General features: G+C 66.1%; 8 protein-coding genes and 3 tRNA genes. 10 read left to right on the plus strand and 1 reads right to left on the minus strand.

Annotated elements, in window-relative coordinates; all coding sequences use genetic code 11:
* The first annotated feature begins 216 nt into the window (after positions 1-216).
* From M1D55_RS16280 to M1D55_RS16290, 3 genes are all read left to right on the plus strand, one after another.
* Positions 217-303, plus strand: a tRNA-Leu gene (locus M1D55_RS16280).
* A 167-nt stretch (positions 304-470) separates the two neighbouring features.
* Positions 471-791, plus strand: coding sequence for a hypothetical protein (locus M1D55_RS16285; RefSeq protein WP_456282603.1), 321 nt, complete (start codon positions 471-473; stop codon positions 789-791).
* A 184-nt stretch (positions 792-975) separates the two neighbouring features.
* A complete protein-coding gene (locus tag M1D55_RS16290) occupies positions 976-1,449 on the plus strand; it encodes an aminoacyl-tRNA deacylase (protein ID WP_023263545.1) in 474 nt (157 codons plus the stop codon).
* Positions 1,450-1,489: 40 nt separating this feature from the next.
* Here the strand turns inward: M1D55_RS16290 and M1D55_RS16295 are convergent, their stop codons facing one another.
* Positions 1,490-2,347: a 23S rRNA (adenine(2030)-N(6))-methyltransferase RlmJ gene (locus tag M1D55_RS16295; protein ID WP_456282604.1), complete on the minus strand. Its 858-nt coding sequence runs from the start codon at positions 2,345-2,347 to the stop codon at positions 1,490-1,492.
* Between the two features lie 95 nt (positions 2,348-2,442).
* Here M1D55_RS16295 and mnmC point away from each other — a divergent pair, with 95 nt between their 5' ends.
* The 7 genes from mnmC (at position 2,443) to M1D55_RS16330 (ending at position 11,480) form a co-directional block, all read left to right on the plus strand.
* The gene (gene mnmC, locus M1D55_RS16300; RefSeq protein WP_456282605.1) at positions 2,443-4,506 is read left to right on the plus strand and encodes a bifunctional tRNA (5-methylaminomethyl-2-thiouridine)(34)-methyltransferase MnmD/FAD-dependent 5-carboxymethylaminomethyl-2-thiouridine(34) oxidoreductase MnmC; all 2,064 of its coding nucleotides are present in this window, start codon (positions 2,443-2,445) and stop codon (positions 4,504-4,506) included.
* A 230-nt stretch (positions 4,507-4,736) separates the two neighbouring features.
* On the plus strand, positions 4,737-6,095 hold the full coding sequence (tig, locus tag M1D55_RS16305; RefSeq protein WP_023263543.1) for a trigger factor: 1,359 nt from the start codon (positions 4,737-4,739) through the stop codon (positions 6,093-6,095).
* A gap of 94 nt (positions 6,096-6,189) precedes the next feature.
* A complete protein-coding gene (gene clpP, locus M1D55_RS16310) occupies positions 6,190-6,840 on the plus strand; it encodes an ATP-dependent Clp endopeptidase proteolytic subunit ClpP (protein WP_006575957.1) in 651 nt (216 codons plus the stop codon).
* Between the two features lie 231 nt (positions 6,841-7,071).
* Positions 7,072-8,346, plus strand: coding sequence for an ATP-dependent Clp protease ATP-binding subunit ClpX (gene clpX / locus M1D55_RS16315; protein WP_006575958.1), 1,275 nt, complete (start codon positions 7,072-7,074; stop codon positions 8,344-8,346).
* 241 nt (positions 8,347-8,587) lie between these two features.
* Positions 8,588-11,002, plus strand: coding sequence for an endopeptidase La (lon, locus tag M1D55_RS16320; protein WP_023263542.1), 2,415 nt, complete (start codon positions 8,588-8,590; stop codon positions 11,000-11,002).
* Positions 11,003-11,258: 256 nt separating this feature from the next.
* A tRNA-Val gene (locus tag M1D55_RS16325) sits at positions 11,259-11,334 on the plus strand.
* 69 nt (positions 11,335-11,403) lie between these two features.
* Positions 11,404-11,480 (plus strand) — tRNA-Asp (locus M1D55_RS16330).
* Positions 11,481-11,570 lie beyond the last annotated feature (90 nt).

The raw sequence follows: 11,570 nt of genomic DNA on the forward strand, positions 1-11,570 counted from the left end.
CGCGTTGACCGCCGGATGCCCGCCCGCTGCCCGGGGGACTGGATTCGCGCGAAACCATGCGCTACAATCCGCGGTCTTTGCCGGGCAGCGGTGCAACGCCGCAGGCCGGTCGGAGAAGCAGGGGGCGGCAAGCGGTTCCGGTCGCCTCTTTTGTTTTTTCGGCCCGATGTTCGGCAGACACGCGGCGCCTCCCTTCAGGACGGCACCGCCTGGACCGCGAGGGTGGCGAAATTGGTAGACGCACCAGGTTTAGGTCCTGACGCCAGCAATGGTGTAGGGGTTCGAGTCCCCTCCCTCGCACCACACCGCTTCATCGCTTCGATCGGAACCGGCATGCCCCGGCCGTTCTGATCGGCGAAACATTTGCTTACGGTCGTTTCACCTTCTGCCTCGCCGCGGACCGGTGCCGGCGCTAATCTCCCAGACAAGAAGAACTGCGCATCACGCCCGCGTCGAGGCGGGACACGATCATGACCCCTACCGCAAAGTCCCTCTGTCTCGCCGCCTTGCTCGCCCTGCCGCTGGCCGCCCAGGCCGACCCCTGGAAGGACGAAAGCGGCCATGGCAAATGGCGCGGCCATCACCATGGCGGCGACTACAAGGAAGAGTACTGGGACGGTAACTGCAAGGTCGAACGCAAGTTCAAGGGCAACGGCGACTACAAGGAAGAGCGCAAGTGCAAGGGACCGCGCTATGGCTACTACGGTCCGGCGCCGGCCTATGTCGAGCCGGCCCCGGTCTATGTGCCGCCGGGCGTCACCGTGCACGGTACCGTGACCTTTCCCCGCTGATTTCCCTCCGCATCGGGCGGCGCGATCGCCGCCGTCCCGTTCCCGCGCCACGTCCCCCGCGTCCTATAGTAGATACCCGCAGGCCAGCGTTGCACCGGCGCCCCCCAGTGATGGCTGATGGACGGCGCGCCACGCGCCTCACGCCAGTGCGCGCCATCCCTGTATCTCGATGAGGGGACCCATCATGGCACTGGCAACCACCCTGGCGACTTGCCTGAGCAGCAAGAACAGCCATTTCGATATCATCCGCCACCCCTATGCGCTGGGCAGCATGGCCACCGCGCAGGCCGCCCATGTGCCGGGCGATCGCCTGGTCAAGACTGTACTGCTCGAGGACGAGGCGGGCTACGTGGTCGCGGTGATGCCGTCGACTCGCCTGCTCGACCTGGCGGAACTATGCGAGCGCACCGGCCGCCGGCTGACGATGGCCAGCGAGGACGAGGTGCGCGAAGTGTTCAAGGACTGCGTGCTCGGCGCGATCCCGCCGGTCGGCATGGCCTATGGCATGCGCACCTATATCGACGACAGCCTGCTCGGCCAGCCCGAGGTCTATTTCGAGGCGGGCGACCACGAGGAACTGATCCATATGACGACGGAGGCCTTCCTCGAGCTGATGTCCGGCGCCGAGCGAGGGCAGTTCACCCGTCGCATGATGTAGCGGGGAGGGCGCAGCGCCGGCAGGCAGCGCCGTCCTGCGCTCAAGGCTGTTCGCCTTCCAGCGTGAAGGTGGCGCCGGCGTCCTGGCCGAGCAGTTCGGCCAGCGCCGGCAGCGCCGCCTCCAGCGCCGCGCGCAGGGTCCACGGCGGATTGGCGACGAACATGCCGCTGCCGTGCAGGCCGAGCCCGCCGGGCACCGGATGCTTGACGGTCAACGTCGCGTGCAGCCAGCTCTTGAACGGCAGCGCCTTCATCTGGACCGGCAATTGCACGGACTCGCGCCGCTGCACCTGCGGATACCAGACCGCATAGGTGCCGGTGGCAAAGCGCTGCAGCCCGTCGCGCAGGCATTGCACGGTGCGGGCGTAGTCCTGCTTGTCCTCGTACGACGGATCGATCAGCACCAGCGCGCGGCGCGGTGGCGGGGGAAGGATGGCCTTGATGCCGCCGAAGCCGTCGCCGTCATAGAGCATCACGCGGCGGCCCGCGCCGCGGAAGTTGTCGCGCAGCACCTGGATTTCGGTGCTGTGCAACTCGAACAGCCGCAGCCGGTCCGCTTCGCGCAGCATCTGCCAGGCCAGCCACGGCGAGCCGGGATAGTGCCGCAGGCGGCCGTCGGGGTTCAGCGTGCGTACCTGGTCCAGATATTCCTGCAGCAGCGGCGGCAGCGCGCGGCCGTCCGCGGCGGCGCGCCACAGCGGCCCGATGCCGGTTTCGAACTCCGCCTTCTTCGTCGCGTAGCCCTCGTCCAGCGCGTAGAGGCCGGCGCCGGCGTGCGTGTCGATATACCAGAACGGCTTGTCCTTCTGCGTCAGGTAATCGAGCAGGTGGGTGACGATGGCGTGCTTGAGAACGTCGGCGTGATTGCCGGCATGGAAGGCGTGGCGATAGCTGAGCATGGCAGGGGCGGGCGGAGCAGGGCGCCATGCTACCATCCGGCCGGCTTTGCGGCGGCGTCCTTCTGCCGTTCGCCACCCTGTTTTCCGTTCGCTCCATGCCCCGCGCCCTCGATCCCGCCGAGCCGATCCTGTCCGACCAGGGGACGCCGTACTCGCCCCGCTATGACGACGTCTATCACAGCGTCGAGGGCGGGCTGGCGCAGGCGCGCCATGTCTTTCTCGGCGGCAACGGGCTGCCGCAGGCCTGGCAGGGCCGCGAGCAGTTCGTCATCGTCGAGACGGGCTTCGGCCAAGGCCTTAATTTCCTCGCGACGTGGCAGGCCTGGCGCGACGATCCGCGCCGCTGCGCGCGCCTGCATTTCGTCTCGATCGAGAAGCATCCGTTCACGCGCGAGGGGCTGGCCGAGCTGCACGCCGGCCTCGACGAGCTCGCTCCATTGGCGCGGCAGTTGCAGGCCGCGTGGCCGTTGGCGTTGCCCGGGCTGCATCGGCTCGCCTTCGACGGCGGCGCGGTGGTGCTGACGCTGGCGCTGGGCGACGTGCAGGCGCTGCTGCCGCGGCTGGCCGTCGGCGCCGACGCCTTCTATCTGGATGGCTTCGCCCCGGCGCGCAATGCCGACATGTGGGACCCGACGGTGATGAAGGGGCTGGCCAGGCTGGCCCGTCCCGGCGCCACGCTGGCGACCTATACGGCCGCCGGCTTCGTCAGGCGCGGGCTGCAGGCGGCGGGCTTCGCAGTCAGCAAGGTGCCCGGCTTCGGCAGCAAGCGCGACATGACGGTCGCGCACATGCCCGCCGAACGCCGCCGTCGCCATGCCCCGCCGATGCCCGGTGCCTGGACGCGGCGCCACGCGATCGTGATCGGCGCGGGCCTGGCTGGTTGCGCGGTGACCGAGCGGCTGGCCGCGCGTGGCTGGCGCGTGACGCTGATCGATGCGCACGACGGTCCGGCGCGCGAGACCTCGTCGCATCGCGCCGCGGCCATGCATCCGCATCTTTCGCCGGACGACAGCGTGCTGTCGCGGCTGTCGCGCGCCGGCAATCAGTACGCCTTGCGCGCCTGGCGGGCGCTGGCCGAAGCGGGGCATCCGGTCGGCTGGAAGGGGTGCGGCGTGCTGCAGGTCGGCCAGGACGACGATGACTCGGCGCTCCAGCAGCGCGCGTTGGCCGACCTCGGCTTGCCGCCGGAGTACGTGCAATGGATGAGCGCGCCGCAGGCGGCCGCCGAGCATGGCGCGACGGTGGCGCGCGGCGGCCTGTGGTTCCCGCAAGGCGGATGGGTCGCGCCCCCCGACGTCTGCCGCGCGCAGCTGGCGATGGCCGGCGCGGCCGTGGAGACACGGTTCGGCTCCCGCATCGCCTCGCTGCGCCACGCCGATGACGGCTGGCAGGTGTTCGACGAGGCCGGAGAGCGGGTGGCCGAAGCGCCGGTGCTGGTGCTGGCCAACGCGCACCACGCGAGCAAGCTGTTGCGGCTGCGCCATCTGCCGATCCGCCGCGTACGAGGGCAGTTGACGACGCTGGAGCCCGGTGATGTGGCCCGACTGGGCCGCTGGCCCGACTGCGTGGTGACGGGTAGCGGCTACCTGCTGCCGAGCGACGGGGACGGCAGCGCCAGGATCGGTTCCAGCTACGAGCCCGACGAAGGGCCGCTGGTCGAACGGGTCGAGACCCATGCCGACAATCTGCGCCGGCTATCGACGCTGTTGCCGGACCGCGGTGCGGCGCTGGAGGGACTGGACCCCGCCGCGCTGCACGGCTATGTCGGCGTGCGCAGCGTCTCGCACAATCGCCTGCCGTGGGTCGGCCAGGTCGCCGATGAGGCCGAGTGCGAGCGCCGGGCGGCCTCGCTGCGCGGCGCGCATCTGCGGGATCTGCGGCGGCTGCCGGGCCTGTATGTGGCGCTGGCCTTTGCCTCGCGCGGGTTGACTTGGGCGGCGCTGGCCGGGGAACTGCTGGCCAGCCGGATCGAAGGCGAGCCGCTGCCGCTGGAAAGCGACCTGGCCGACGCGCTTGATCCGGCGCGGCTGCTGCTGCGGGCGCTGCGGCATGGGCAGCACGGTGGCGCCGACCAGGATGCCGGGCACGAGGCCGGGCACGAGGCCGGGCAGGGCGATGAGGGCCTCGGTCCGAGCCCCGGTCAAGCCTTGTCAGGGTAAAAACTGCCGGAACCGATTCGAAACCGTGCGATAATCCGCGTTTTCCGTTTGCGCGGTGTGTTTGTTTGCGCGAGTTCGCGATCGGGGCTCAGGCGGCTTGCCCGCGTGCCTCATGCGTGGCTGGTGCGTGCGAACCGTTCGACGGCCTGAGGGAGAAAACCCCTGCACGCAGGCACGCAAGCGGAACGCGCTGACGAACACAACAACATTTCTGGATTGGATTGACGACCATGTCGAATGTGATTGAAAACCTCGGCAAACTCGACCGCAAGGTGACCCTGGCCATCCCGAAGGCCGAGGTCGAGAAGGAGAAGCAGGAACGCCTGGTTCGCCTGTCGAAGACGGTCAAGATGGCCGGCTTCCGCCCGGGCAAGGTGCCGATGAAGATGGTCGAGAAGCAGTACGGCCAGCAGGTCGAGTTCGAAGTGCGCTTCGACAAGGCCGCCCGCAAGTTCTTCGACATCACGCAGCAGCAGGACGTCAAGGTCGCTGGCCAGCCCAAGTTCGAGATCAAGACCGAAGGCGTGGCGGACGACGAAGTGGCATTCGACGCCACCTTCGAGGTCTACCCGGAAGTCAAGATCGGTGACCTGTCGGCCGCCGAGGTGACCCGCACGAAGACCGAGATCACCGACGCCGAGATCGACAAGACCATCGACATCCTGCGCAAGCAGCGCGTCCACTACCACGCCCGCGGCGAAGCCGGCGAGCATGGCGATGGCGGCGGCGAAGTCGCAGCCAAGAATGGCGACCGCGTGACGGTCGACTTCGTCGGCAAGATCGACGGCGTCGAGTTCGCCGGCGGCAAGGCCGAGGACTTCGTCTTCGTGCTGGGCGAAGGCCGCATGCTGCCCGAGTTCGAGCAGGCCGCGCTGGGCCTGAAGGTCGGCGAGAGCAAGACCTTCCCGCTGGCCTTCCCCGAGGACTATCACGGCAAGGAAGTCGCCGGCAAGACCGCCGAATTCACCATCACGATGAAGCAGGTCGAGTGGGCGCACCTGCCCGAGGTCGACGACAACTTCGCCAAGTCGCTGGGCATCGCCGACGGCAGCGTCGAGAAGATGCGCGCCGACATCCGCGAGAACCTGGAGCGCGAGGTCAAGCGCCGCACGCACGCGATGCTGAAGGACCAGGTCATGGAAGCGCTGCTGAAGGCCAGCGAGCTGGACGTGCCCAAGGCCCTGATCGAACAGGACCAGGAGCGCCTGGTGCAGATGGCCCGCCGCGATCTGGAGCAGCGTGGCATGCCGAACGCCAAGGACATGCCGATTCCGCCGGAGATGTTCGCGCAGCAGGCCGAGCGCCGCGTCAAGCTGGGCCTGATCCTGGCCGAGATCGTCAAGGCCAACGGCCTCGAAGCGAAGGCCGACCAGATCAAGGCCGAGATCGAGGAGTTCGCCAAGAGCTACGAGGATCCGAAGGAAGTCATGCGCTGGTACTACGGCGACCAGCAGCGCCTGGCCGAGATGGAAGCCTACGTGCTCGAAAACAACGTGGTAAATTTCGTGTGCGAGAAGGCCAAGGTTACCGACAAGTCGGTGTCCTTCGAGGAGCTGACGGCCGAAGGCAACGGCGGCCAGCAAGCCTGATCGACAGCCGCCTCAGGGCAAAGCCGCCTTCGGGCGGCTTGTTTGCCTTTTGCCGAGGCCACTGGCCTGCCACCGAATTCCTGGAGAACTCTGCATGACCCGCAATGATTTGCTCGATCGTCTCGCCACCACGCAAGCCTCGGCGCTGGAGACCATGGGCCTCGGGCTGGTGCCGATGGTGGTCGAGCAGTCCGGTCGGGGCGAGCGCGCCTATGACATCTACTCGCGCCTGCTGAAGGAGCGCCTGGTGTTCATGGTGGGCGAAGTCAACGACCAGACCGCCAATCTGGTGATCGCGCAGCTGCTGTTTCTGGAGAGCGAGAATCCCGACAAGGATGTCTTCCTCTACATCAACTCGCCGGGCGGTTCGGTCTCGGCCGGTCTGGCGGTGTACGACACGATGCAGTTCATCAAGCCGGACGTGTCGACGCTGTGCATGGGCATGGCCGCCAGCATGGGCGCGTTCCTGCTGGCCGCCGGCGCCAAGGGCAAGCGCCTGGCGCTGCCCAACTCGCGGATCATGATCCATCAGCCGCTGGGCGGCGCGCGCGGCCAGGCATCGGACATCGAGATCCAGGCGCGCGAGATCCTCTATCTGCGTGAACGCCTGAATTCGATCCTGGCCGAGGTGACCGGTCAGCCGGTCGAGAAGATTGCCCGCGATACCGACCGGGACAATTTCATGAGCGGCGACCAGGCAGTCGATTACGGCCTGATCGACAAGGTGATCGCCCGCCGCGGTTAAGCCGACGCGGCGGCCCGGTTTCCGAGCCCGCCGGCTTTCGAGTCCCGGCCCGGCCTCAAACGGCCAAGCCTACACCACAAAACGAGGCCCCGCGCCTCGTTTGTGGTGTTTGCCCCCACACCTTGGGGGTTCCGCCCGCTGCCCTAAAGGTTTTGGCGTATGATGCGTTTGACGCGTATCGCCAAGGTCCTTTCTGCGCCCTGGCGCGCCCCTGCTAATGTGACGATTCCTATGGCGGACAAAAAAGGTTCATCCAGCGAGAAGCTTCTGTATTGCTCCTTCTGCGGCAAAAGCCAGCACGAGGTCAAGAAGCTGATCGCCGGCCCGTCGGTGTTCATCTGCGACGAATGCATCGACCTGTGCAACGAGATCATTCGCGATGAAGCCGCCGGCGCCGACAAGGACGCCCCGGCCGCGGCCAAGTCGGATCTGCCGACGCCGCACGAGATCCGCGAAAGCCTGGACCAGTATGTGATTGGCCAGGAGCAGGCCAAGAAGATTCTGGCCGTGGCCGTCTACAACCACTACAAGCGGCTCAAGCATCTCGGCAAGAAGGACGATGTCGAGCTCTCCAAGAGCAATATCCTGCTGATCGGCCCGACCGGTTCGGGCAAGACGCTGCTCGCCCAGACGCTGGCACGCCTGCTCAACGTTCCCTTCGTGATCGCCGACGCGACCACGCTGACCGAAGCCGGCTATGTCGGCGAGGACGTCGAGAACATCATCCAGAAGCTGCTGCAGAACTGCAATTACGAGGTCGAGAAGGCCCAGCGCGGCATCGTCTACATCGACGAGATCGACAAGATCTCGCGCAAGTCGGACAACCCGTCCATCACGCGCGACGTGTCGGGCGAGGGCGTGCAGCAGGCGCTGCTGAAGCTGATCGAGGGCACCATGGCCTCGGTGCCGCCGCAAGGCGGGCGCAAGCATCCAAACCAGGACTTCCTGCAGGTCGATACCACCAACATCCTGTTCATCTGCGGCGGTGCCTTCGATGGACTGGAAAAGGTCATCATGCAGCGCTCGGACAAGACCGGCATCGGCTTCGGCGCCCAGGTCCAGAGCAAGGAAGAGCGCGATGTCAGCGAGGTGCTGCCGCAGACCGAACCCGAGGATCTGATCAAGTTCGGCCTGATTCCCGAACTGATCGGCCGCCTGCCGGTGGTCGCGACGCTGTCCAAGCTGGACGAGGCCGCACTGGTGCAGATCCTGATCGAGCCGAAGAACGCGCTGGTCAAGCAATATCAGAAACTGCTGGCGATGGAAGGCGTCGAACTGGAGATCCGGCCGGCGGCGCTGTCCGCGATTGCCCGCAAGGCCATCAAGCGCAAGACGGGTGCGCGCGGCCTGCGTTCGATCCTCGAACAATCGCTGATGGATGTCATGTACGACCTGCCGAATTACAAGGGCGTGCAAAAAGTCGTGATCGACGAAAGCACGATCACCGGCGACGCGCCTCCCTTGCTGATGTACGAGGAGCAGCCCAAGGTGGCTGGCTCCAACTGACGCGAACGCCGGCGCAAGGGCGTATCCCGCCGGCAGCCAACCGACAGGCCGTTCGCGAGAAGCGAGCGGCTTTTTTTCTTCATTTCGCCAAACGAACGGGAGGAAACGCGGGTATGCTGTTTGCGCGGGATTCGCAAGTGTCGGGGCCGTCATTTGACTGATGCTGCGAACCGGTGATTGCTGTCTTGTAATCGGTTCGTGCGACCCAATTTACGCCTTAAATGACTGACTGGGGAAACTGATGTCTGGAACACAACTCCTCCCGGCTGAGCCGATTCGCCTCCCACTGTTGCCGCTGCGCGACGTGGTGGTGTTTCCGCACATGGTGATCCCGCTGTTCGTGGGTCGCCCGAAGTCCATCAAGGCGCTGGAAACTGCGATGGAGTCGGGCAAGAGCATCATGCTCGTGGCCCAGAAAACGGCGGCGAAGGATGAGCCCACCGCCGAAGACCTGTACGAGGTCGGCTGCATCGCCAATATCCTGCAGATGCTGAAGCTGCCGGACGGCACCGTGAAGGTGCTGGTCGAAGGCACGCAGCGCGCGAATATCCGCGAAGTGAGCGAGGACGACTCGCACTTCATGTGCGAGGCCGTGCCGGTGCCCCTGGGCCCGGGCGAGAGCGCCGAGACCGAGGCCCTGCGCCGCGCGATCGTGTCGCAGTTCGACCAGTACGTGAAGCTGAACAAGAAGATCCCGCCGGAGATCCTGACCTCGCTGTCGGGCATCGACGAGCCGGGCCGCCTGGCCGATACCATCGCCGCGCATCTGCCGATCAAGCTCGAGCAGAAGCAGAAGATCCTGGAGATGGTCAACGTGACCGAGCGCCTGGAGAGCCTGCTGTCGCAGCTCGAGGGCGAGATCGACATCCTGCAGGTCGAGAAGCGCATCCGTGGCCGCGTCAAGCGCCAGATGGAGAAGAGCCAGCGCGAGTACTACCTGAACGAGCAGGTCAAGGCCATCCAGAAGGAACTGGGCGAAGGCGAAGAGGGCGCGGATCTCGAGGAGCTCGACAAGCGCATCAAGGCCGCCCGCATGCCGAAGGAGGCCAAGAAGAAGGCCGAGGCCGAGTTCAAGAAGCTCAAGCTGATGTCGCCGATGTCCGCCGAGGCGACCGTCGTGCGCAACTACATCGACACGCTGGTCAACCTGCCGTGGCGCAAGAAGAGCAAGGTCAATAACGACCTGGCCAACGCCGAGCGCGTGCTGGACGAAGACCACTACGGTCTCGAGAAGGTCAAGGAACGGATCCTGGAATACCTCGCCGTGCAGCAGCGCGTCGACAAGGTCAAGGCGCCGATCCTGTGCCTGGTCGGGCCGCCCGGGGTCGGCAAGACCTCGCTGGGCCAGTCGGTGGCGCGTGCGACGAACCGCAAGTTCGTCCGCATGGCGCTGGGCGGCGTGCGCGACGAAGCCGAGATCCGCGGACACCGCCGTACCTATATCGGTTCGATGCCCGGCAAGATCCTGCAGAGCCTGACCAAGGTCGGCGTGCGCAATCCGCTCTTCCTGCTCGATGAGATCGACAAGATGGGCATGGACTTCCGCGGCGACCCGTCGTCGGCGCTGCTCGAGGTGCTGGACCCGGAACAGAACCACACGTTCCAGGACCACTACATCGAGGTGGACTTCGACCTGTCGGACGTGATGTTCGTGGCCACGTCGAACTCGCTGAACATTCCGCCGCCGCTGCTCGACCGGATGGAAGTGATCCGGCTGTCCGGCTACACGGAGGAAGAGAAGGTCAATATCACCCAGCGCTATCTGCTGCCGAAGCAGATCCGCAACAACGGTCTGAAGCCGGGTGAGATCGAGGTCAGCGAAGCGGCGATCCGCGACATCATCCGCTACTACACCCGCGAAGCCGGCGTGCGCTCGCTGGAACGCGAGGTGTCGAAGATCGCCCGCAAGGTCGTCAAGATGCTGCTGCTGAAGAAGGAGAGCGGCACGGTCAAGGTCGACTCGGAGAACCTCGACAAATTCCTCGGCGTGCGCAAGTACGACTTCGGCCTGGCCGGCAAGGAAAACCAGGTGGGCCAGGTCACCGGTCTGGCGTGGACCGAGGTCGGCGGCGATCTGCTGACGATCGAGGCGGCGCTGATGCCGGGCAAGGGCAATATCACGCGCACCGGCTCGCTGGGCGACGTGATGAAGGAATCGGTCGAGGCCGCGCGTTCGGTGGTGCGTTCGCGCGCCCGCCGGCTCGGCATCACCGACGAGATGTTCGAGAAGCGGGACATCCACATCCACGTGCCCGAGGGCGCGACGCCGAAGGACGGTCCGTCCGCCGGTATCGCGATGACGACGGCGCTGGTGTCGGTGCTCAGCGGTATTCCGGTGCGCGCCGATGTGGCGATGACCGGCGAGATCACGCTGCGCGGCGAAGTGCTGCCGATCGGCGGTCTGAAGGAGAAGCTGCTGGCCGCCCACCGCGGTGGCATCAAGCTGGCGCTGATTCCGGAGGAGAACGTCAAGGACCTCGCCGAGATTCCGGACAACGTCAAGAACAACATCGAGATCGTTCCGGTGCGCTGGATCGACAAGGTGTTGGAAATGGCGCTCGAGCGCGTACCCGAGCCGCTGCCGGAGGAAGTCGCCAGCCCTGCCGAAGTCAAGGACAAGGGCGCGGCCGCCACGCACGAGATGATTCACCACTGATCGTGCCGAGCGTGCGCCGGCCGGGCGATTCCACCGGCCGGCACCGCAAAGACCGCAGGGTTCGCCCTGCGGTTTTTTTTTTTTGCGCGCCGCGCGGTGTTCGGCTTGGCAAAGCCAAACACGCTGTATTACACTTGCGGCCTCGCAGCGCAAACGGCAGTCGACGGCTGATACGTGCGCGGCGATACAGCCGGATTGGCAGCATTGCGGCCACATGGTGGAAACATCGGGTGGCAACATCGCGGCAACATCGAGCGGGTGCTTAGCTCAGCTGGTAGAGCGGCGCCCTTACAAGGCGTAGGTCGGGGGTTCGATCCCCTCAGCACCCACCACTCTCTCGATGGCCCGATCGTCATGCCTCAACTGATCGGGCCGTGTCGCCGGGCAGCGAGACCGACATCGGAGTGGTAGTTCAGTCGGTTAGAATACCGGCCTGTCACGCCGGGGGTCGCGGGTTCGAGTCCCGTCCACTCCGCCACATTGCATCCGGGCACCGCCAGGTGGCCGGCCGAATCAGCCGCCTCCATGCGGCTGTTTTCATTTGCAGACCCGGTCTGTAGCCCACCCT

It is taken from the genome of Cupriavidus sp. JZ107, assembly GCF_053903255.1.